The 22,037-nt window shown below is 53.0% G+C and carries 26 protein-coding genes; 12 read left to right on the forward strand and 14 right to left on the reverse strand.

Going from position 1 to position 22,037, the window contains the following annotated elements; genetic code table 11:
• Nucleotides 1-91 precede the first annotated feature (91 nt).
• The 4 genes from C0623_02425 (at nucleotide 92) to C0623_02440 (ending at nucleotide 2,556) form a co-directional block, all read left to right on the forward strand.
• Nucleotides 92-367, forward strand: coding sequence for a hypothetical protein (locus tag C0623_02425; GenBank protein ID PLY03068.1), 276 nt, complete (start codon nucleotides 92-94; stop codon nucleotides 365-367).
• A complete protein-coding gene (locus C0623_02430) occupies nucleotides 364-1,035 on the forward strand; it encodes a hypothetical protein (protein PLY03069.1) in 672 nt (223 codons plus the stop codon). Before C0623_02425 ends, C0623_02430 begins: the two co-directional genes overlap by 4 nt.
• 85 nt (nucleotides 1,036-1,120) lie before the next feature.
• Entirely contained in the window at nucleotides 1,121-1,795 is a 675-nt protein-coding gene (locus C0623_02435; protein PLY03070.1) for a hypothetical protein, read from the forward strand.
• Between the two features lie 5 nt (nucleotides 1,796-1,800).
• The gene (locus C0623_02440) at nucleotides 1,801-2,556 is read left to right on the forward strand and encodes a hypothetical protein (protein PLY03071.1); all 756 of its coding nucleotides are present in this window, start codon (nucleotides 1,801-1,803) and stop codon (nucleotides 2,554-2,556) included.
• Nucleotides 2,557-2,675: 119 nt separating this feature from the next.
• Here C0623_02440 and C0623_02445 read toward each other — a convergent pair whose 3' ends face one another.
• From C0623_02445 to C0623_02455, 3 genes are all read right to left on the reverse strand, one after another.
• Nucleotides 2,676-3,452, reverse strand: a complete 777-nt coding sequence (locus C0623_02445; GenBank protein ID PLY03072.1) for a hypothetical protein — start codon at nucleotides 3,450-3,452, stop codon at nucleotides 2,676-2,678.
• A gap of 186 nt (nucleotides 3,453-3,638) precedes the next feature.
• Complete coding sequence (locus C0623_02450; GenBank protein PLY03073.1) at nucleotides 3,639-4,313, reverse strand: DNA-binding response regulator; 675 nt, start codon at nucleotides 4,311-4,313, stop codon at nucleotides 3,639-3,641.
• Between the two features lie 11 nt (nucleotides 4,314-4,324).
• A complete protein-coding gene (locus C0623_02455; protein ID PLY03074.1) occupies nucleotides 4,325-5,836 on the reverse strand; it encodes a hypothetical protein in 1,512 nt (503 codons plus the stop codon).
• 417 nt (nucleotides 5,837-6,253) lie between these two features.
• Between C0623_02455 and C0623_02460 the strand changes: the two genes are divergently transcribed.
• Nucleotides 6,254-7,180, forward strand: a complete 927-nt coding sequence (locus tag C0623_02460) for a putative 4-mercaptohistidine N1-methyltransferase (protein ID PLY03075.1) — start codon at nucleotides 6,254-6,256, stop codon at nucleotides 7,178-7,180.
• A gap of 105 nt (nucleotides 7,181-7,285) precedes the next feature.
• On the opposite strand, the gene C0623_02465 is transcribed toward C0623_02460, so the two are convergent.
• The 3 genes from C0623_02465 to C0623_02475 are packed head-to-tail and all read right to left on the reverse strand — an operon-like array spanning nucleotide 7,286 to nucleotide 8,471.
• Nucleotides 7,286-7,588: a YggU family protein gene (locus C0623_02465; GenBank protein ID PLY03076.1), complete on the reverse strand. Its 303-nt coding sequence runs from the start codon at nucleotides 7,586-7,588 to the stop codon at nucleotides 7,286-7,288.
• Nucleotides 7,588-8,166 (reverse strand): cell division protein DivIVA, encoded by a 579-nt coding sequence (locus C0623_02470; protein PLY03077.1) that lies wholly within the window; start codon nucleotides 8,164-8,166, stop codon nucleotides 7,588-7,590. The genes C0623_02465 and C0623_02470 overlap by 1 nt, the downstream gene beginning before the upstream one ends.
• Before the next feature lie 14 nt (nucleotides 8,167-8,180).
• Complete coding sequence (locus tag C0623_02475) at nucleotides 8,181-8,471, reverse strand: YggT family protein (GenBank protein ID PLY03078.1); 291 nt, start codon at nucleotides 8,469-8,471, stop codon at nucleotides 8,181-8,183.
• A gap of 194 nt (nucleotides 8,472-8,665) precedes the next feature.
• On the opposite strand from C0623_02475, the gene C0623_02480 reads away from it, so the two are divergent.
• From C0623_02480 to C0623_02505, 6 genes are all read left to right on the forward strand, one after another.
• Nucleotides 8,666-9,730, forward strand: a complete 1,065-nt coding sequence (locus C0623_02480; protein PLY03079.1) for a 3-deoxy-7-phosphoheptulonate synthase — start codon at nucleotides 8,666-8,668, stop codon at nucleotides 9,728-9,730.
• Between the two features lie 254 nt (nucleotides 9,731-9,984).
• Entirely contained in the window at nucleotides 9,985-10,911 is a 927-nt protein-coding gene (locus tag C0623_02485) for a carbon monoxide dehydrogenase (protein ID PLY03130.1), read from the forward strand.
• 9 nt (nucleotides 10,912-10,920) lie between these two features.
• Nucleotides 10,921-11,211, forward strand: coding sequence for a ferredoxin (locus tag C0623_02490; protein PLY03080.1), 291 nt, complete (start codon nucleotides 10,921-10,923; stop codon nucleotides 11,209-11,211).
• Nucleotides 11,212-11,334: 123 nt separating this feature from the next.
• A complete protein-coding gene (locus tag C0623_02495) occupies nucleotides 11,335-12,387 on the forward strand; it encodes a DUF1611 domain-containing protein (protein PLY03081.1) in 1,053 nt (350 codons plus the stop codon).
• Nucleotides 12,388-12,396: 9 nt separating this feature from the next.
• Nucleotides 12,397-14,121, forward strand: coding sequence for an ABC transporter ATP-binding protein (locus tag C0623_02500; protein PLY03082.1), 1,725 nt, complete (start codon nucleotides 12,397-12,399; stop codon nucleotides 14,119-14,121).
• A gap of 28 nt (nucleotides 14,122-14,149) precedes the next feature.
• Nucleotides 14,150-14,953 carry a hypothetical protein gene (locus C0623_02505; GenBank protein PLY03083.1) on the forward strand — a complete coding sequence of 268 codons (804 nt, stop codon included), beginning with the start codon at nucleotides 14,150-14,152 and terminating at the stop codon, nucleotides 14,951-14,953.
• Between the two features lie 55 nt (nucleotides 14,954-15,008).
• On the opposite strand, the gene C0623_02510 is transcribed toward C0623_02505, so the two are convergent.
• Both C0623_02510 and C0623_02515 read right to left on the reverse strand, forming a co-directional pair.
• Nucleotides 15,009-15,788, reverse strand: coding sequence for a hypothetical protein (locus tag C0623_02510; protein PLY03084.1), 780 nt, complete (start codon nucleotides 15,786-15,788; stop codon nucleotides 15,009-15,011).
• A gap of 34 nt (nucleotides 15,789-15,822) precedes the next feature.
• Nucleotides 15,823-16,005 (reverse strand): MerR family transcriptional regulator, encoded by a 183-nt coding sequence (locus C0623_02515; GenBank protein PLY03085.1) that lies wholly within the window; start codon nucleotides 16,003-16,005, stop codon nucleotides 15,823-15,825.
• Nucleotides 16,006-16,140: 135 nt separating this feature from the next.
• Here C0623_02515 and C0623_02520 point away from each other — a divergent pair, with 135 nt between their 5' ends.
• On the forward strand, nucleotides 16,141-17,058 hold the full coding sequence (locus tag C0623_02520) for a diguanylate cyclase response regulator (GenBank protein ID PLY03086.1): 918 nt from the start codon (nucleotides 16,141-16,143) through the stop codon (nucleotides 17,056-17,058).
• Here C0623_02520 and C0623_02525 read toward each other — a convergent pair whose 3' ends face one another.
• Genes C0623_02525 through C0623_02550 form a run of 6 tightly spaced genes read right to left on the reverse strand, consistent with a single transcriptional unit; the run spans nucleotide 17,059 to nucleotide 22,024 of the window.
• Entirely contained in the window at nucleotides 17,059-17,715 is a 657-nt protein-coding gene (locus C0623_02525) for a hypothetical protein (GenBank protein PLY03087.1), read from the reverse strand.
• Nucleotides 17,712-19,280: a hypothetical protein gene (locus C0623_02530; GenBank protein PLY03088.1), complete on the reverse strand. Its 1,569-nt coding sequence runs from the start codon at nucleotides 19,278-19,280 to the stop codon at nucleotides 17,712-17,714. Before C0623_02530 ends, C0623_02525 begins: the two co-directional genes overlap by 4 nt.
• Nucleotides 19,277-20,185, reverse strand: a complete 909-nt coding sequence (locus tag C0623_02535; protein ID PLY03089.1) for a cytoplasmic protein — start codon at nucleotides 20,183-20,185, stop codon at nucleotides 19,277-19,279. The genes C0623_02530 and C0623_02535 overlap by 4 nt, the downstream gene beginning before the upstream one ends.
• Before the next feature lie 17 nt (nucleotides 20,186-20,202).
• Nucleotides 20,203-20,793 (reverse strand): hypothetical protein, encoded by a 591-nt coding sequence (locus C0623_02540; GenBank protein ID PLY03090.1) that lies wholly within the window; start codon nucleotides 20,791-20,793, stop codon nucleotides 20,203-20,205.
• Between the two features lie 4 nt (nucleotides 20,794-20,797).
• The gene (locus tag C0623_02545) at nucleotides 20,798-21,676 is read right to left on the reverse strand and encodes a hypothetical protein (protein ID PLY03091.1); all 879 of its coding nucleotides are present in this window, start codon (nucleotides 21,674-21,676) and stop codon (nucleotides 20,798-20,800) included.
• A gap of 45 nt (nucleotides 21,677-21,721) precedes the next feature.
• Entirely contained in the window at nucleotides 21,722-22,024 is a 303-nt protein-coding gene (locus C0623_02550) for a DUF3467 domain-containing protein (protein ID PLY03092.1), read from the reverse strand.
• Nucleotides 22,025-22,037 lie beyond the last annotated feature (13 nt).

Raw genomic sequence — 22,037 nt, forward strand, 5'->3', positions numbered from 1 at the left:
TGCAGTCTGCATCAAGGCAAGGCAATAATAGAAGTCCCGGCATGCGACGCTAACAACAACCAACCTATTTCGGCAGACGGGGGTATTCACCATGAAGAGATTCCTTTTAATCAGTTCCTTCCTTTTACTGCTTCCCGCAAATGCCTGGGTCGCCGAAGATGTCGCGGCAAAAACCGACAGCATTGATGATCTGAACTACAGTCTTGGCTATTACCTCGGGCTTGAGCTTAAAAAAGCCGGTGTTGAAATGCGGCCGGAGCCTCTTTATCAGGCGATCTACGCCGCGCTCGCCCAGGACCAGAAACCCGCATTAAGCCGTGAAGAAATGGCGGCTTTGTTACAGGACGCAAGGGAGCAGAGCCAATGAAACGACTCATTCTTTTATTCATTCTCTTGCCGTGCCTCTCACTGGCAAATTCTCAAACTGATCCTGCATTGATCGGCGACAGGACCGACGCTTTGAACTACAGTCATGGCTTTGCCACCGGGGAAAAAATCGTTCAGCGAAATATCGATTTTCGAACCGCCGCCTTTTCCCAAGGACTCTACGACGCCCTGGAAAACAAAACACCGCGTCTCAGCGAAGAATTGATGGCACAATTAACAAACGTCGACAACCAGGGTCAGGCACCGGAAAAGGCCTTTCGCCTTCCGGGGCAGAAGTATATCAGCGAGAATGCCTCCAAAGAAGGAGTCGTTACCCTGCCGAGCGGCGTGCAGTACAAGGTAGTCAAGTCGGGAGACGGCGTCGAAAGCCCCAAACTCAGCGATTCGGTTCTGGTAAACTACAAGGCCGCGACGATTGACGGGACGCCGTTTTCCAGCACCTATCCTCTCGGCATACCGACGCCGGAGGAGATCGCGGTCAACGAAGTGGTTAAAGGTTGGACCGAAGCGTTGCTGTTGATGCATGAAGGGGACAAGTGGGAAGTAACGATCCCCTACTACCTGGCATACAGGGATGCTGGACCGATGGCAGGACAAACCATCGTCGTCGAAATTGAACTCGTTAAAATTTACAAAAGCGCTCAATAAACTTATTGGTGTATTATTTTTTTTGCAGCATCATTCAATGCAATGATTGAAGTCCACACAATCCATTAACTAAAAGGAGTTGAAAATGAGAAAAACTGCCCTTGTTATCTGCGTACTGCTGATTCTTCCCATGAGTGGATGGGGAGCCAAAAAACCTGCTATTGAAACCGAGGACGATCGTATCAGTTACAGTGTCGGCCATCAGGTCGGTCGTGACATGGTCCGCCAGGAAGTCAAGGTTAATCCCGAGGTTCTGCTTCAGGGCATTCTCGACGCGACCGATGGCAACGAGCCGATGATGCCGTTTGACCAGATGATCGACACGCTTGTCGCACTGAAAGAAAAAATTGTCGCCAAGGCAGAGCAAAAGAACGATAGCATGCGTATGCTCGGTGTCGAGTTCATGAAAAAAAATGCCAAGAAAGAGGGCGTTGTGACCCTCGACAGCGGCCTGCAGTACAAGGTGATCAAGAAAGGTAAAGGCAAGAAACCGGCCCTCGGCGAGACAATCCAGGTCAATTACACCGGCCGGGAGATCAATGGCAAGGTTTTCGACACGACCTACATTGAAGGACAATGGAAACCGCTCGAGTTAAAACTTGAAGGCGTGATCCCCGGGTGGCTCGAAGGCCTTCAGATGATGAAGGAAGGTGCGAAGTGGGAGCTCTACATCCCGGCGCTGCTTGGCTTCCCGGCAACAACACCGTTAGGCGGACAGACCGTTATCTATGAACTGGAACTGGTCAAGGTCGGGAAATAAGACTGATGATTCTTGAACGTAATGGCATCGCCTTTCGTTTGGCGTTACTCGCGTTTTTATTGATGTTCGTTATTTCGACGCCTGTTTCTGGTGCTCAGCACGAGTACCAGGAACAGGCTGTCGTCGATAAAGAAGAGGAACCGGCCGAAGAACCACCGGAGGTCGATCTGTCTAAAAGCATCAGCAGGATCAGTTATGCCATGGGATACAAAATCGGGGACATGTTCCAGAATCTCAAACTCACGATTATCCCCGACGCGGTTTTAAAAGGTATGTACGACGCCCGAAAGAATATCAGGCCGGCCCTGACCAAGGCCGAAATCAAACTGATCTTGCGTGATCCAAAGAGATACATGATCGAAGATATTGAATCAGTTGCACAAAAGAACGAAGTCGAGGAGAACCTTTTTTTGCAGGCCAATGCGAAACGAGAAGGGGTTGTAACTCTTGACAGCGGCCTGCAGTACAGCGTGATGCGTTCCGGGACCGGAAAAAAACCGAAGTCGTCTGACCTGGTCAAGATAAATTACAAGGGCCGCACCCTCAAGGGATATGTATTCGACAACACTTACATCAAGGGAGAACCTTCAAAACTTGCCATAACCAGTCTTCTACCGGGGATGGCTGAAGCCTTGCTGCTGATGCAGGAGGGCGCCAAATGGGAGATATACCTGCCGAATGCCCTGGCTTACGGTAACCAGGGGCCGATGGCCGGACAGGCTCTTATCTTTGAAGTCGAATTATTGGAAGTTATGCCCTAGGAGACTTTTTCAAACTTACGATTTCGGCATGCCCGGCCAAGGCTTGGGTAATAAAAAACTCTTCAATTAAAAAGGTCCCGATTCAATCGGGACCTTTTTAATTGTTCTGTCGTGCAATTTCATCCACCAACAAAAGAAAAGATCGGCTCAGGGGGATTTGCAGCAAGATTATTATTAAGCAAATTCAGGTTAAAGGCGTAATGCAGCAACTGGGTTGAGTTTTCAACACCGACTTTGCCGTAAATACTGCTGCGATGCTTATCTGCGGTCTTGGGGCTGATAGAGAGCTTTTCACTGATCTCTCGACTGTTCAGCCCTTCTATCAGTAGATCAAAGACTTCTTTTTCACGTTTCGAGAGCTTATTGAAACCATCGTAGGGATTCTCCTCGGGACTTTCACCTCGCGGTTTTGTCCGGGTTCCCTCCAGATAGGTTTGGATAACAAGGTCCATAACCGGAGGGCTGAGAAAGTAATTCCCCCGCATGACCTTATGCATCGCTTCGACAATTTCCGCACTCTCGGCCTGCTTTACAATATATCCGTGCGCACCGTCATTCAGTAACTGGTGGACATTCTCATCAGCAGAGAGACTCGACAATACAATAACCTTTGTCTCTGGCGAAATCGCCAACAGGGGTGCGAGCGAAGGAACTTCAAACGAATACAACAGTGAACTATTGAGCAGGAGAATATCAGGCAATATCAAGGCAAGCTGCCTATTTAATTCTTCTTCGTTATCAGCCTCACCGACGACTTCAATGTCCGACTCATTTTCCAGCAACAGCACCAGACCTTCACGCATCATGTGATGATCATCTACAATAAAAACCTTAAAAGGGGTCATGGTAGTAAGCTCTCCGTTGGCAGCAGTGGCAACATGGATGACACTCCGCATTTTGATCTTTTACAAAATGCGGAGAAATCCGAACTTTGACTACCAATTTACAGTAATGGTCATGAATAACAATGGGGGAAACTCGCATTATATGGTAGCAATTGGAGACCACAAAGACACACAAAGCGTGCGAATAAAGAGCAATCCACTTAACGCCGAAAAAAGATCGATGACTTTCGGCTTGCGCTAATCTTCCCAGATGCTCGGATCTATCAATCCGTGGCGGATTGCGTACTGAACCATCTTGACCGGGTTATCGATGCCGATCTTTCGACTGATGCTGGCCCGATGCTTATCAACTGTCTTGGAACTGATGCAAAGGATTTCGGCAATCTTCGTGCCTGTATTTCCCTCGATCAGCAATGAAAAGACCTGCTTCTCGCGATCAGATAATTGATTATAGCTGTCGCGCGGCTTCGGCTGGTCCTTTTTGTGATTTTTGACATAAGAATGAATAACATCTGCCTGCACCTGGGAACTGAGAAAAAATTTCCCCTTGGCCGCGTTCCGGATCGCCTCGAGCAACTCCACACTCGAGGCACCCTTGATCACATAACCGATAGCCCCGGCATCAAGAGCCTGATGTACGTAAGCGTCTTTTTCATAACTTGAAAGGATCACAACCTTGGTTTCGGGTGCAATGGCGTGAACCATTCCGATCGCTTTCAGCCCATTGATCTCGGGCATTGCTATATCCATCAACAACACATCGGGACGATGCTGGCGAACGATAGACAAAGCCTCGTTGCCATCACTGGCTTCGGCGACGACCTCAATATAATCCTGCTTGCGCAAGAGCATACTGAGCCCCTCCCGCAAAATATTGTGATCATCAGCCAACGCGACACGTATTACGTTCATCAAATCAGTCCTCAATCTATAAAGACCGGCAAAACGACCTCAACCCTGGTCCCCTTGCCCGGAGTTGAATCTATTCCGACATAACCATCGACGGCAGCAGCTCTTTCGTTCATACCGAGAAGTCCGAAACCCCAGTGACTGGTTTCCGACGCCTTCAGTTTTTTCAGATCAAATCCTTTTCCGTTATCTGAAATGAGTATTGTAGCAGTTTTTGAACCAAATCTGAATTTAACATTAATCTCTGTTGGCGCTGCATGCTTCAGGGCATTATTGATTGCTTCCTGGCATATCCTGAAACAAACGAGTTCAACATCCGGCGGCAACCGCTTCTGGTCCGCAGGCGATTCAAGGTTGATTTTCACTGTTCCGGCCTGTTGTTCCATATCCTTAACGAACCATTTAAGGGTCGCTATCAGGCCAATATCGTCGAGCATGACCGGTCGCAGGTTATCACAAACATGACTGAGGCTGGCAGCCATGCGGTCAACCGTCCCAAGCAGGCGGGCACAATGAAACTGCAATTCATCTTCCTCTTTAATCTGATGATTCTGTATCATTTCGACACCAAGTTTCAATGCTGTGAGCAATTGACCGAAGTCGTCATGAAGGTCCTGGGCCAATCGCTTGCTTTCAACTTCAGAACTTTCAATCAACTGCCATGAAAGCCGTCGAATATCTTTTTCCCTTTGCTGGAGCCCCTCCTCAGCAACTTTCCGGGAATGGATATCCGTATTCGTTCCAACAGCCCTCAAAGGTGTATTTTCGAGATCCCTGGTCACAACCTTGCCACGGGTCAGTATCCAACGCCAATCTCCGTATTTGGTTTTCATCCGGTACTCGGATTCAAAATACTCGCTCTTTCCCAAAAGATGGTCGTCGAGGTCGCGAAATACCTTTTTCTTGTCAGATAAGTGAATCAGTGCATCCCAACTGCTTACTTTCGGTTCAATACTTCCCGGTTCATAACCGAGCATACGCTCCCACCTCGGGCTGAAATAGATCGATTCCGCCTTAAAATCCCAGTCCCACAAACCATCGTTCACGGCATCCAGGGTAAGATCGAGCTGTTCTTCGCTTTCGACAAGCTGATCGATAATATTCTTTCTTTGTATGTAATGAGCAACGAGGGGACGATAATGGAAAAAGTAAAATGTCGGTGAGAGGATAACCAGTAACATGGTCGCATCGACAAAGGCCTCTGTTATCGTTGGCAGAGCCGGAAACAAGTGCAAGGCGAACATGATAATGATTTCCGAACAGAAAACTGAAACGACCAGCAATGGCAGGAGCTTGTAGGGAGACAGGCCCGGTACAGAATGAGCGGTTCCAAAAACATTGTAATCCAAATCGCTCAGAGCCTGCTTGATACTCTTGTTTTTTTTACTGCCTTTTTGAGAGTTATTTAACGAAAAGCTACCGATCATCCCCTCACTCACCTTTCTCTGCGAAAAAGCTGACCAAACATGTAATACTTCTTTCATTATAACAATAACAAATTGTTGTACAATTTTCATAACATACATAATTAGTTGAAATTTTGTAACCGGTATTTTTTTACCGAGACACCCAGGCAATAGCTATTGCAATAGATTCCACCTGATTTCAGCGACACTGCTTATGCCGGATACCGATCGGACACCCCGTAAGTTGCGATCTTTTCCATGGCAGGTCTGGCATCGTTGCCTTAAACGTCCGGACAAAAAACATGACAAATCAATCCACAGCGGCAAAGAGTTCCCGGGTGAACGACCGCGGACTTCCATCAACGGGATCTACATATGCATCAACTGAAGATGTCGATTCAGGAGCTACTTCAGGATTAAATTATCGACTACATTGAATCGTGTACCAGGGCTCCTTCACAAATCGAATATTCCTTGATATATTACGACATATTGAAATGATTGATGTTATCGTCAACGACATAATCGGGAGCGCCAATGATGCCACTCTCTTTTTTGTCCCGTCGGGTTCAGACAAATTGTCTGCAGTCTAACTATTCACGCTACCAGTCTGACGAAGTGATCGCCCAATACTGCGACGCCCACTACGGCCCGGACAAACTCGGGGTCGGCAACTTTTCACGCCAGATCGCTCAGCGCTGCTTTGAGCATCTCGAGGCCGGGCAACAGCAATCGGCCCTGGTCCTCGGCTGTGCGGTCGGTCGCACCGCCTTCGAACTGGCCACCCGCTTCAGGCAGGTAACCGGAGTCGACTTCTCTTCACGCTTCATCGACATCGCCAATCGTCTGAAAAAAACCGGGCGACTCCACTACAAGTTGATTAATGAGGGTGAACTCCTGACGGATCACGGGATCTGTCTCGCCGATTTCAAACTCGACAAAACCGCAGACCGGGTAACGTTTCGCCAGAGTGACGCGCAGGATCTCGAACCGACTCTCACCGGTTATGATCTGGTCGTTGCCGCCAACCTGATCGACCGACTCCCGGACCCCGGCAGCTTTTTATCGGGAATACATGAAAGGATTGCCGTGAACGGAGTACTACTGCTCGCCTCTCCCAACGACTGGCAAGAGAAGTATACGCCAAAGAAGAAATGGCTCGGGGGGTATTTCCGGAACGGTCGTGCGGTCAAATCGTACGAACAGCTTCAAAAAAAGCTCGCCAAACATTTCGAATCTGTCAATGAGCCGATAGATATTGAATTCACCCTGCGCAAGACCGCACGAACCTTCAGTCACGGCATTTCACAGGTAACGGTCTGGCGAAAAAGAGGATACGCAGAGGCGGTCAACAAAATCGTCAAAAAATATACATTGATCGTTTACCCGATCGGCGCAGGTGAACTCGATTTTTCGCTTATTTCCGTATTCATAGAACCGTTCAGAGCGCTGTGCGTTTTGTAAGCATCATCTGACCGTCGCCCTTGCCATAAGAGAACAGCATTAAATGAAAAATCACCTGTTCGCTTATGCTGCTTTTTGCGGCTTCGACTTTTCCGTGCACAGGAATTATCTCTTTATTTGTTCTTCAATTTTCTCCTGCACCACAGCAACCGAAAGACCGGATACCAGCAGCCTTTTTTGCCGTGACTTCTCACCGGAAAGGATTGAAACGTTTCGCTTCGGCACGCCGCAGGTCTTGGCAAAAATTTCACAGCAGAGCTTGTTCGCGGCTCCTTCGACCGGCGGCGAGGTCAACCGTACCTTCAGAGCGCCGTCCTGCTCTCCGATAATCTCATTTCTACTGGCGCGCGGCTGAACATGCAGGGAGATCACCGTCCCCTCCTCGACCGACCGGAGCCAATCCGGCATCAGAGAGACTCCGGATCAAATCCGTTATCGTCGAGATCGAAATCGACGCCGTTCAGTTCACTGGCAGTGATTTCATCGAAAGGGAGGGATTCCTCAAGCAGGTGGTTTTCGGCATTACTGCTCCCCTCGACTTCGACGACCTCGAGATCAAGCAGCTTGATATGACTCATCACCAGGGCACGCAGGGAGGTTTCGAACGAAATCTTCTGCCGCTTGACCTCCTGGATCTCGTTGATCAGCTGGATCCGGCGCTCATCGGCGTCGCGCACGATCCGTTCGGCCTTGAGCTGGGCATCGCTGAGAACAATGTCGGCTTCCTTATTGGCGTTGGCCTTGATGTCCTTGACCATCTTCTGGGTCGTGACCAGGGTATCCTTGAGGGTGGTTTCACGCTGTTTCATCTCATCGAGAGAAGCCCGCGTCCGGGCCAGCTCCTCACGCAATTCCTGGTTGAGACGAAGAATCTTTTCGACTTCTTCGGCGAGGGCCTCGAGAAACTCGTCAACGCCATACTTTTCGTATCCGAACGGGCGGGTTTTGAACTGTTTCTGTTGTATGTCAATCGGCGTAATAGCCATAGTCTGTCCCTGTTCTAAATGGTGTAGGCCAGCTGCGCCAGCCCCTTGACGACAACCCGTTGCAAAAACTGCAACAGGATCAGCAACACCAGCGGCGTCAAGTCAAAGCCACCGAAGACCAGCGGCACCACCCGGCGGATGCGATAGAGAACCGGATCGGTTGCGTTATGAAGGAAACGGACGATCGGATTATAGGGGTCGGGATTAACCCAGGAGATTATAACCCGCCCGAGCAGGATAAAGATATAGAGGGTAAAAACCAGGTCGACCACCTGAGCAAATGCCAGAATAATTTCACGCAACATTGTATTCACCTTTAGTAAACAGAAGAAATCGCGCAAGTACGCGCAACTTCTACATTTTATACAGCATCGGCAGGAAGAGTGTCAAACGGTTTCCCTATTCTCCAGTTTGATCGAACCAAACTCTTGTTTCTTTGACACCCCGTAGAAAAACCGTTAAAGTTACGCCTTTAAATTTGAACAGAGAGAGGTCCGATATGGTACGCACCAACAATCTGAAGGTTTCCAGCCTGACGCCTATTATTGCTCCGGCCGAACTGAAGCAGGTTTTCCCGCTGGCAGAAAAGAAAGCGGAATTCGTGATGACGGCCCGGAAGCATGTCCAGAATATAATTTTTAACAGGGATCCGCGGTTGATGGTTGTGGTCGGCCCCTGTTCGATTCACGATCCCGATGCGGCGATCGATTACGCAAGGAAACTCGCCAGACTCAGCAAGGATCTTGACGACCAGCTGTTCATCGTGATGCGGGTCTACTTCGAAAAACCGCGGACAACGATCGGCTGGAAAGGACTGATCAACGACCCTGACCTCGACGGGACGCATCAGATTTCAAAAGGGCTCGGTGTCGCCCGCAACCTGCTGTGCCGACTGACCGACCTGGAACTGCCGGTCGCAACCGAAATGCTCGACCCGATCACGCCGCAATACATGTCGGACCTGATCAGTTGGGGAGCGATCGGTGCCCGGACAACCGAGTCGCAGGTTCATCGCGAGATGGCAAGCGGCCTCTCCTTCCCGGTCGGGTTCAAGAACGGCACCGACGGCTCCCTGCAGATCGCCCTGGATGCCATGAAATCGGCCCTGCACCCGCACAATTTTCTCGGAATCAGCTCCGAGGGGAAAACGGCGATTGTCAAAACAACCGGCAACAGCGATGTTCACATTGTATTGCGCGGCGGCAACAACGGCCCGAATTACAGATCCGAAGACATCAAGAGCACCGAACAGATGCTTGAAAAGGCCGGCCTTGAAGCCGGCATCATGGTTGATTGCAGTCACGCCAATTCGAACAAGAACCACGAAAAGCAGCCGGAAGTTCTGGCCGAGGTGATCAGGCAAATTACCGCCGGAAATTCCTCGATCAACTCGGTCATGGTTGAAAGCAATCTCAAGGCCGGCAACCAGCCGATGGCCGATTCCCTGGAGAATCTCGAGTACGGTGTTTCAATTACCGACAAATGCGTCGACTGGGAGACCACCGAAAAAATGCTCCGTGATACGCATGCCGAGTTGAAAAAGATCGGCGGAAGGAACATATAGAAAGCATGGCTGAACAAAGGATCGGAAAAAACCCGGCAACCGAAAGCTGTTGACCGCCGAAAGCGCCGCCGGGAGCGGCGCCCGGATCGTCAACCACGGCTCAACCGGCAACCTGCTGCTCGCCCGCCGTCGATCACCAACGGCCGGGCTACAAGCTCTGCCCTTATGTTACCGACTGGCTCGAAACACCGACCGGTGAAGTTCCCAAGGTGACCGGCAGTTTAAGGCTGAGCGATACCTTCGGCCATTGGGCCATGCGCTGGGGCTTTGGCCGGAACCACTACAAGGTTGCACCCGGCCTCTATGCACTGAACAATCCGACCGCCGACTCCCCGGTTCTCGTTTCCGCAAACTACAAGCTCAGCTTCGATGTTCTGCGGCGATCGGTCGCGACTCTCGATGCCTGGCTCCTGGTGATTGATAGCAAAGGGATAAACGTCTGGTGTGCCGCCGGTAAAGGAACCTTCGGTACCGACGAGATCATCCATCGGGTCAAGGCCACCAGTCTCGAACAAATCGTTCTTCACAAGGAATTGATCGTCCCGCAACTCGGCGCCCCGGGCATCGCTGCTCATGAAGTCAAAAAGGGGTGTGGCTTCAAAGTCATCTACGGACCGGTCAAGGCAAAGGATATTACCGCATTTCTCTCTTCCGGACAAAAAGCGACACCGGAGATGCGGCGGATCACCTTCACCACTTTCGAGCGTTTTATCCTGACCCCGGTCGAGATAACCGTTCTCTGGAAAAAAATTCTCTGGGCGATGCTCGTCCTGTTTATCATTGGCGGCATCGGACCCGGGATATTTTCATTATCAGCTGCCTGGAGTCGCGGCCTCGGGGCGATCGCTGTCGGCCTCGCCGGGGTGCTTGCCGGAGCCGTGCTGACTCCGGTTCTGTTGCCGTGGCTCCCGGGCAGAGCGTTTGCCATCAAAGGTGCCGTTGTCGGCGCAGCCATAGCCCTACTCGGACTGATCCTGTGCGCCGGACAGCCCGGCTTCGGTCATTCCCTCGCCGCCCTGCTTGCATTGACCGCAATTTCGTCGTTTGTCGCAATGAATTTCACCGGTTCTTCGACCTACACTTCACCGACCGGTGTTGAAACTGAAATGCGCCAGGCTATTCCATTTCAACTGGCCGCCCTGCTGGTGGCAGCAACGGCATTCATCTGGGCCGCTTTTTAGGAGAGAGTCATGAGTGAGCACCGCTATCTTGAAGGGGTTGTCACCCTGCAGTATGACGAGCCGACCTGCATCGGCTGCGGTATGTGCGCCACGGTCTGTCCGCATGCGGTGTTCGAGATGCGCGACAAGAAAGCAGCGATCACTGATCGTGACCGCTGCATGGAGTGCGGCGCCTGCGCCAAAAATTGTCCGGTCGAGGCCATTTCGGTCAAAGCCGGCGTTGGCTGTGCCAGCGCAATTATTCACAGTTGGCTGACCGGCGAAGAGCCGAGCTGCGACTGCGCCAGCGGCGGTTGTTAACCTTCGCCCGGAAAAACTACAAAAAAGTCACAAATCCCCCCCTCTCGACTATTGATAATTCTCTACCTTTTCGGTAAAGTTTCAATTACCTAACTATTAAATTTATCTCCTCAGGAGGGGGTCATGGAAACAATATCTGCTGACCGGTTGCGGCGAGCCAAGTGGGCCTACACCACCCGTCGAGTTGACCAAGTTAAAGTAGCCGGGATCCTGACTGATTCTCCGGTCCCGCAAGCCGGCGATCTTGTTCTTGCCCGCGTCGATTCCCTGGGACAGCACCGACGACTTGAACTGACGACAAGCCGACGGGCCGAAATGTTTGAGGGCGACGAGATCGTGGTGGCCTTCGGCAATCGCTACGCACCTGACCAATTCGAAGGGATCGTCCCCGACAAATTCGAACCGTGTCGTCTTGTCGCCGCCGGGGGAGTTGCCGCGCGCGTTCTCAACTGGCATACGCGCATGAAACGTGCGACCAAGATCACCCCGATCGGGCTTTTGACCGATAAAAAAGGGAATCGCATTAATTTGCGCAATTTCAGAATGCCACAGACGGAAGGAGCCGCAGAAAGGCCTTTTGTTCTTGCTGTTGCCGGAACCTCAATGAACAGTGGCAAGACAACCGCATGCTCCAATCTGGTCAAGGGAATGGTCCGCCGCAATCTCAGGGTTGCAGCGGCAAAAATCACTGGGACCGGGGCCGGGGCTGATTACCGGATCCTGGTTGATGCCGGGGCCGACCCGGTCTATGATTTTGTCGATGCCGGCTATGTATCGACTTACCGCATCACCGACGAAGCCCTTCTCGACGTCGTCAAAACTCTCTGCGGACACCTTGAAGAGAGTGGTGTCGATATCATTATTCTTGAAATAGCCGACGGTCTGCTGCAGCGGGAAACGGCTCGTATTTTCAATATGGCCGAGTTCACTTCACGCCTTGATGGCATCATTTTCGCTGCCAATGACGCTCTCGGAGCGCAATCCGGAATTTCCCGCCTGTCCTCTCTCGGTTTGCCGCTGATCGGCTGCACCGGTGTCCTGACTTCATCACCCCTCGCGACCAGAGAAACCGAAGCCGCAACGGGTCTTCCGGTCTACCAGACCAACAACCTGCGCCGGGCCCACGTTGCCGCCATGGTTTACAATACCCTGCGCAACCGCCGACGCAAGGGATAAGGTAGCTTGATGGCTGAAGCAACTGAAGAAAAACAGGGTGTTCTGCCAAAGGTCTTTTTCCGGCAGCGCCGCTGGTTGTTGATCCGTTTGATCATCAACGGTTTTTTACAGGCGGCCTCGATTGTCGGTTCGATGCTCCTGGTGCGTTACGCCTTCGATGCCTTACTCAATCCGACATTTGACGATCCCGAAGTTCACATGTTCGAAATGACCGAGGTCAATGACATCTGGTTTTTCGCTTGCGGACTTCTCGCCTGCACCGGCCTGGCGGCATGGTTGCGCTGGATTCAGCGAGTTGATGCGGAGAGACTTGGCCAATCATACATCCACCGCATCCGTCTGATGCTGTACGATAAAATGGGACGATGTGCACCGCGCGCCCTCGGCCGCCGGTCTTCCGGTTCGACCATTCTTCGTTTCATCGGGGATCTGAGCGCCATCCGGCGCTGGGTCAGCCTCGGCCTCGCCCGCATTGTTGTCGCGTCGATTATCGCAATCATCTCCCTCGGTTTTTTGGCATGGCTCGATATCTACCTGGCCACGGTTTCGATCCTGTTGCTGACCTTCGGCCTGCTCTGGAACCTGTTGCTCGGCCCGAAGATGCACCAGACCATTTCCGAAGCGAGAAAACGGCGGGGTCGCCTGGCAGCCAACATCAGCGAAAAGATCCGTTCCTTTACTGTCATCCAGGCGTTTGATCAGGTCGATCGCGAGAGAAGACGATATCGGAATCAGAGCCAGAAGCTTCGTGATGCCATGATCTCCCGGGCCAGGGCCTCCGGCAAAATGCGCGTCGTCACCGAAGGAGCGACCGCGGCATCACTCGGTCTCGTCCTTTCACTCGGCGCGCTGTTGGTCTTCAAGGGAATAACAACCTCGGGAAATGTTGTTGCAGCCATGGCTGTCGTCGGCTTTCTCTCGACCCCGATCCGCGACCTCGGTCGGGTCCATGAATACTTTCAGGGCGCCCAGGTTTCTCGGGAGAAAATCCTGCAGTTCATGCGCACCCGCAACCTGCGCGGCCGGGATCCGGATCTTCCTGACCTGAAAATTGACAAAGGACTGATCGAATTCAGGGAGGTCACCCTCGAGGGAGCCTTGTACGGCATTTCCGCCTCGGCCCCACCCGGTTCAAGGATCGCCATTATCGGCCCCAACGGTGCAGGCAAGTCGACCCTGCTCCATGTTATCAACCGATTGGTCGACCCCGATTCCGGACAGGTGCTGGTCGATGGTCAGGAGCTGTCCCGGTGCAACCTCGCTTCGATCCGACGCATGATCGGATCGGTCAGCCCCGACCTCCCCCTGCTCCGCGGCTCGGTGAGATATAATCTCTGCTATCGTTGGCGTGATGCGCCCGAAGAGGAGGTCACACGGGTCAAGAAACTCTGCCTGCTGGATGAAATGATCAATTCTTTTCCGCAGGGGGAGAAACACCGTATTCAGGAAGGCGGGCAGAATCTCTCGCTCGGCCAGCGTCACCGGCTGGCTCTGGCGCGGGCGGTACTCGGGAATCCGTCGATACTCATCCTCGATGAAATCGACGCCAACCTCGACCCGCAAGCGACTGCGGTCGTCGATCATGTGATCGAAAGCTTTCCCGGCACAATTCTTATGGTGACCCGGGCCGAAGAAAGGCTCGGCCGGGCCGACGAAGTCTGGCATATACGCTCTGGCAGGCTGATCAAAAAGGAGCACTTGACGACGAACCGGGAACAGGTCACAACGGTTTAAGCCTCTTCATTTTAACAAAGGATAAAACATGGCATTGTCAATTGAACCCGGCACGATTTATCGGCGTGAACTCGACGGCACGCTACAGATGGACTATTTTATTTATCTGCCGAAATCGGGAATCCAGGAAAATCGGGTCATGGTTACCATTCACGGAATCTCGCGCAATGCAGAACAGCATGTCAAAGGTTTTGCTGCCCAGGCCGAGCAACATGGAGCGGCTCTCGTCGCCCCGTTGTTTCCGAAGAGCCAGTACCCACGCTATCAGCGCCTCGGCGCAACCGTGCATGAAGGCCGCGCTGACTTTGCCTTTGACCGCGTCCTCCAGGAAGTCCGCGCCCTGATCAACATTGATCCGGTCCCTTTAAAGATTTTCGGTTTCTCCGGCGGCGGCCAGTTTGCTCACCGATATGCGATGTTTTATCCGAAACGGGTCGAGCGGCTGGTCCTCGGAGCACCCGGCTGGTACACCTTCCCCGATGCGGAGCGGCCCTATCCCTATGGCCTCGGATCATCTGAAGAGTGGCCGCAGCTCCGTTTTACCCCGAGACACTTCCTGGGCATCCCTTCCCTTGTCCTGGTCGGCGAGAATGATGACATCCGTGACGATGATCTCAACAAAATGCGCCGAATCGATGCGATACAGGGTTTAAATCGGGTTGAGCGTGGAGAACGCTGGGTTCAGGCAATGAATTCCCTGGCCCGGGCATTCCAGGAGAATACCGATTATCGTTTCGAATCGGTACCTAACGCAACGCACGCCTACGAAAGCTATCTGGCGCACCCACCTTTTGCCGAAACGGTTTTCAAGTTCCTTTTTGATACGACTTAACAGACAAGGGCAGCGCAAGCTGCCCTTGTCTGATTCCCTCAATTTTCTATTCCAGCTAAAGATGGTAGGGATTTCCTTTCCGGAATTCTGGATACGAGACCGAGTGGACATGCCGGCCATTCTTCTTGACAATGTACTTCTTGTACTCACCCGCTTCCCGCACAATGATCCGGCACTTGCCCGGCCGATCCTCCATTTGCAGACAGATGCGGCCATTCTCCTTAACCTGCCATTTACCGGTCCTTTTCTGCCCATTTCGATACTGGCTGACCTCGCCATCCGGATCGTAGTACGAACGACTCTCCCTCCTTTTAACAGCTGTCACCGATTCAACGGTACGATCATAAAACAACTGTAACACCTCCTCGGCATTCAGCGTCCCGGCCGGCAGCGTGACCCCTTCATTAAGCCTGGAAGTGAGCTGCGGCAGAATCGCGTTGCCGGTCCTGATTGAAGCAAAGTACGCGCCCGGCTCATGATTATTATCCGCTTTCGGAATGTAAAGCCGGTATGAATTCTTCTCAGGAAGAACAAAGCGGCAATCGCGATCACCACTGACTTTCATGCAAAGACGGTCCTCTCGCACGTTCCAGAACCCTTTCAGATAGTCCTTATCGGGCTTCACCAGGCGTAATTCGCCATCGTTGAAAAAAAAGACCTCACTGCTCTTGCCGGATGATTCTTCAAGAACAATTGTTTTCCCCGAGACCAGTTGAACGATCTGCTTTTCCGATAAAGCCTTCCCGGGTGCCTTGACTGCAGCCAACAAGCCGGAAAACATGCCGGACAGAAGAACCAGAAGCAGACTCAACATCACAAAACGAACACATTTCATAATTAATTTATTCCTTTCCAATGCACAGGGTTTTTTATTCTTCAGCAATATAATTCTGCACCTCAAGTTTGAGATCATCAATGTTGACACGAACGGCTCCATCTCCTTTTTCGGTGCGAACGAGCCCTTCGTCGACCCACTCGAGGATTCTCTCAACCGGAATACCAAACTTGGCAGAAGCTTCTTCCGGATCGTACCAGGTTTTACCCAGGGCCATGACTGTCTCCTTCCTGAAATGTTTTCAACTGAATTCAATTGCGGCCTGAACAGCTGAAAATTAACTTTACAAACCTGACAAACATACCTAGATTAGCCAATTATAACATCTGCTTATATTTTTTCAGTGAACTGCATGGCGAACTCAATACTCATCATCGACGACAACAGAACGATCCGCCAGCAGGTTCGCGAAATCCTGCACGGCACCGAACTTTTTGAAAACTGTCATGAAGCGGGTGACGGCATCGAGGGATTCAAGATCCTGCTCAGCGAGAAAATTGACATTATCCTCTGTGATCTCGAAATGCCCGGCATGGATGGCTACAAGTTTCTCCGCATGGTCGCTTCTCGCGAAGAACTGATGGACATCCCGGTAATCCTTCTGACCAGCCATGAAGAGCAGGAGGCGAAAATCCGCGGGCTGGAAGCCGGGGCGAGTGATTATGTGACCAAACCTTTTTTCCCGGCTGAACTGCTCGCCCGGGTCAAGGTCCAGCTCAAAATCAAATCATTACAGGACAGTCTCAAGCAGAGCAACCTTCAACTTAAGGAGCTCTCCCAGACCGATGCCCTGACCGGCCTCGCCAACCGGCGGCAGCTGATGAATATCCTGGCTATTGAATTTGAACGGAGCCGTCGAACCGGCACCCCTTTTTCAATATTGATGATCGATCTCGATCATTTCAAGAAAATCAATGACAACTACGGCCACCAGGATGGGGACGTGGTATTACGGTCTACTGCCGAGTTGATGCTGGCGCATCTGCGTCAATACGACACAGCGGCCCGATTCGGAGGTGAGGAGTTTACCCTGGTGCTGCCGGAGACCGACCCGGTCGAAGCGGCCGGAGTGGCTGAGCGGATCCGCAAGGAAATTTCAAAAATGACCTTCACCGGCAGTATCGCCAAGCTGAAGCTTACCGCCAGTATCGGTGTCGCAACAGTCCCGAAGGATAATATCGGGAGTCTTGATGATTTTCTCAGAGCGGCCGACGATGCCCTTTACCAGGCAAAAAACAACGGCCGCAACCGGGTTGAAGTTCTCACCTGATTAATCCCCGCTCGACTCTTTTGACAGCTGAAGATCGTCATACCAGGCCCGGGCTGAAGTTCCCGTGTTGTCGCTGTCTGTCATAATGGCAATGGCGCCGACAAGCCGGGGCTCTTCGCCAAAAATCCGGCGATAGTCCGCATAAACATTCCGCCGTTCACTCTGCCATTTTCCGGCAGCATCTCCGCCGCTGCGTACTGCCACCATTTGCGAGTTCGCCGTGTAGGGGCTCGGCACAATCTCCCCCGCCGGCAACCGGTTGGCCCAGATGTAGTTGATCGAACGGGTTTTCGGAAAGAACCAGTGCGGAAAAACGACGTAGACCCGGGCCGGGTAATCATCCTTCTCCTTCGAACGAACATCGCCGCCCGGAACTGTCTGGTCAATCTTCCAGCGCCAGCTCAGAATCGGGTAGGTAGCGAGGTCGATTTCCTTTTCAAAGAACAGTCCGGATGCGGTCCCCTTGCTGGTTGCCGCAAGAACGTGGCTGCCGTTCTCTTCAACCACCTGGTAATCGGTCTCACCAACAAACGATTCGACGGTCCAGTCAGGCGACAATCCGTCTTCAAAGTCATCGATCAGAATCGTTGTCGCCGGTTCAGCGAAAGATCTGATCGGTAACAACAGAAATATCAGGAAAACAATCCGTTTCATCATCCGTACCCGCCACTATCGAGATCATTCCTTTGCCGCCGACTCTCTCCTTCGCTGGTAACAAGGACAGCACTGCGACCTTCGACCGGACACTTGGTCTCGCAGATGCCACAGCCGATGCAGAGCTTCTTGATAACCTTGGGAAACTTGAGATTCCTGACCTGACCATTGACCAGGACATCGCGATGCTCAAAGACAATCGCTTTTTCGCCGGTCGGACAATGCTCCTCGCAGACCAGGCACTCCTCACCCCGGGCGAAGGGGAGGCAGCGATTCTTGTCGATCACCGCCAGACCGATCACTTCTTTCTTCTTTTCTTCGAGCTTGAGTTCGCGAATCGCTCCGGTCGGGCAGACCTGGCCGCAGAGGGTGCAATTGTACTCGCAATAGCCGAGGCGCGCGACCAAAAGTGGAGTCCAGAGACCGGCACTCCCGGCCTGTAAAAACGCCGGGTGCAATGCCGAACCGATACAGACCTTCATGCACTCGCCGCAGCGGATGCAACGCCGCAGGAACTCCTGTTCTTCGACTGCGCCGGGCGGGCGGATCAGGAAGGAATTGGTCCGGACCGGTTCCGGGGCGATTCGCATGACCGGCCCGATCAGGGCACCGCCGACAATCGCCCCGGCGATGTGGCGCCGGTTCAGGTCAACCCCGGCGGCAGAAACCGGGCGCGGCGTCCAGTGATACTCGACCCGCGACGACGGACAATAATCGACGCAATCGAGACAGAGGAAACATTCCTGTTTGCGGTACCCTTCCTGTTCAACGGCGCCACTACGGCACTCCGAACCACAGAGCTGACAATCGCTGCACAGGCCGTTCTGCGAACGTTCGAGCAAGGACCGGCTCGCGCAGAGTCCGAGCAGGGCGCCGAGGGGACAGATATATTTGCACCAGAAGCGGCGGTCAACCTTCTCGAGGAAAAGGATCAGGAGAAAAACGGAAAAGGTGAAAAGCGGCAGCAGGAAAAAGGGTTGATGGAAAGCCATCAGGTTGTCGCGGAAAAACGGGTAAGCCGCATTCAGGGCCGGAGAGACCAGTGGGATATTAACATCATAAGTGAAATCGAACAGGCCGTTGAGAAAAAGATTGTAAACCGGGTAGATGGAGAAAGTCAGGGTGCGCAAAAAAATACTGAGGGGATCAAAAAGACCAAAAAGCTGAACACCGAACAGGGCAGCGACCGTCAGCGTAATCAGCAGAAAGTATTTGACCCGGCGCCAGCCGGGGGCTAAGGCCCGCCGACCGCGGCCGACAACTTTGCCGAGCCCGTCGAGGGTCGTTCCGAGCGGACAGATCCAGCCGCAGAAAAAGCGGCCGATGACAGCGGTCAGAACAAGCAGCAGTAAAGACGGCCAGAGCAGCGACCAGCCGAACGAGCCGGGCGCCAGAAAATCGGCCAGCGCCGCCAAAGGGTCGATCCGGAAAAGCAGCGAGACCGGATAAGGAAGCTCATCGACCCCGCGGTATTCGGTCTGTACAAAAAGCCAGATGAATCCGGCCAGACAGAAAAGCTGCGAAGCAATGCGCAGCTTGTGCCAGTTTATCTTGCCGGTTCCCTTCAAACCTTGTTCACCCGCGATAGATCCATGGTCCCGAGTCCGCGCCGGGCGCCGGCAACGATAGTCGAAATCTCGCCGGGTTCGAGACCGAACAGGGTTGCTGCGTAGCTGTCGGCTGCGATGATATCGGGTGATGCGATCAGGGTCTGCAGTTGTCGGACATCGCTGAGTCGGCCGCCCTGCGGACCGTTGGCGACCAGGATTCGCGTCGCATCGACGATGGTCAGGTCGGAATGAATGACACTGTTGATATCGGCCAGCGATTCATCGATCCGCCGATGCAGGGCGCCGCGATTCCCTCCAATCACCCCCATGACGTTCTTCATCGCCAAAGTCAGCCGGGAAATCGAATGATGCTTGGCAATCGGCACGTTGATGAACCGGTCGGCCTCGAGGGCCGGTTTATAGAAAGACCATTCATCGAGGGCGACGCCCCCCTTCAGGGCGACCTCCTGGTAGGCGCGGCGATCCATATGTTCGAGCGAAACCCGGTCGGAACGGATCGACTCGAGAGCGTCGCGGATACCGCTGTTGACGTAGCAGCGCCTGGCATCATTACAGGTCCGGTCAAAAATCCTGACCTCTTTGGCACCCGCTTCAAGACAGAGCTGGACGACAGCTTTCACTACTTCGGGATGGGTATTGGCCGCCAGCTCAACCGACCGGTCCCAGCCAATATTCGGCTTGACGACCACGGTCTCTCCTGACTTGACAAAACGGTCCATGCCGCCAAGAGCCGAAAGCGTCTCACGAACCAGCAGCGGAATATCGGTGCCCTTGCGAACAGCCAGGTCAGGGCCGCCGGCCGCCTGCGCCACCGGCACCAGTTCGAGCATCGGCAACGATCCGGCAGCGGCAGCCATGATCGCTGCCTGCAAAGAATTACGAATAAACTGACGTCGATCCATTTAGCGCTCCACTCCCGTCAGATCAGACGGTTTTTCCGCAGGAAATCGCGGGCGACCTGTTTGCTTTCAGTGCCTTTGACCGCCGCTTCAAGCTCCGCGATGGCCGCACCATCGATCCGGCCGCCGAGCTTGTTGATCAGGCGCGCCAGCGCCGGGAATTTTTTCAGGGTATCCTTGCGCACCACCGGCGCTGCCTCGGCAGCGACTCCAGCCGGAGCGAGACCCGGGGCATCGAAACCGAACGGCTTAAGCCAGATCAGGTTCAGCTCCTCGTTGTAGACGGTCTTGACTGCCTTGTAGAGCTCGGCCTGGTCGGCGACCGGGGCTTTCTTCAGAATATTGACCTGACCAACCCCGGTATACTCGACATACATGTCGAGATCGGCCTTGAGCAGAGCCTGGTGCGCCGCCGAACTCGATGCGACACTGACCACCTTGACCGTCGTTCCGGTCCGCTCCTGGATCAGCAGGGAAAGCATCTGTGCCAGCAGATCCTGTTGCACGGTCCCGGTCGTCCCGACGACCAGGGTTTTGCCGACACAGCCAAGACCAACGCTCGTCGTCAGCACAAGAAACATAATTGTCAGCAATACTTTTTTCAGTTTCATCCTTCTACTCCTTTGCCATCCCGATCGACAGGCCCAGGCTGACCGGTGCCGTCAGTGGCTCCGGTGCGCGAACCCGACCGAGAGTCCGGTCCTGTTTTTTGTCAAAAAATTGATCTTCTATCTTGTTCGGGGCAACCCCCCACCAGTTTTGCGGCAGGGTGACATCATGCTTCTGGCTGATCCCGAGTTTAACATTATAGTCGCGGTTGTCGGCAATATTGTTTTTCCAGATCTGCGCCTTGTCCTCCGAGCGGGTGACGATAAAAACCCCGATATCATTATTGCGGATATCATTGCCGGTGACAATCGCCCGGCTCCGCCGTTCCTCGTAGCGCAGGCCATGCCGGTTCCGGTAGATACGATTCCCCCGGACCTCAATATTAACAGTCGAAAAACGGACACCGTCAATATTGTTACGGAAGACCGAGTTTTCAACCACCGCCTTGCAGAAATGCACCTGGATGCCGCTGTAGGCGTACTCGGATACGACGTAGGCGACCTCTCCCTGCCGGGCAAAATCGAGATAGAGATACTTCCAGTCGGCAGGCTGCCGGTTCTCTTCGGCACTGCTGAACAGGATTGGCGCCCCGGGGGTTCCTCGGGCAACCAGGCTGCCCTCGATCAGGATTTCGGCATCACCGATGCCATCGCCGTCACGATCATTACGGACAAACAGGACTTTCGTCCCCGGCCTGATCGTCAATTTCCCTTCTTTTTTTACGGTCACAACGCCATCGACGACGATCGTCCCCGACCAGACCTCGTCAGCATCTATCACCGTATCGCTCAGGGTCTTTACATGGTCCGGACTCATAGCAACACAGCCCGCAAGAAATAAAAACAGAAATACACCACTTAACTTGGGAACCCTGGATTTGATCATCGTACTGCTACCAATTAAGAATGTCGTTAAAGGATCTTATGGTCATCAGTGGTAGTTGCCGGCCTGCGGTCCGGAATCGGACGGTCCGATATCGACCGTCCCGAAATTCTCTTCATATCGTTTCAGGTTCTCCTCGAGTGCCTTGAGGAATCGTTTGACATGTTTCGGCGAGGTAATTACCCGCGAACGGACCTTGGCCCGTGGCGCCTGTGGCTGGACGAAAATAAAGTCGAGGGTGAACTCGGCGTCGCTGTGGTTGACAACGGCGAGGTTGGAGTAGACCCCCTGAGCGATCTCTTCGTCGACCTGAATTTCGATTTTCACTTCCTTCGGTTGCTGTTCACTCATAGATTCTCCCTGC

The organism is Desulfuromonas sp., from assembly GCA_002869615.1.
Lineage (GTDB): Bacteria > Desulfobacterota > Desulfuromonadia > Desulfuromonadales > UBA2294 > BM707.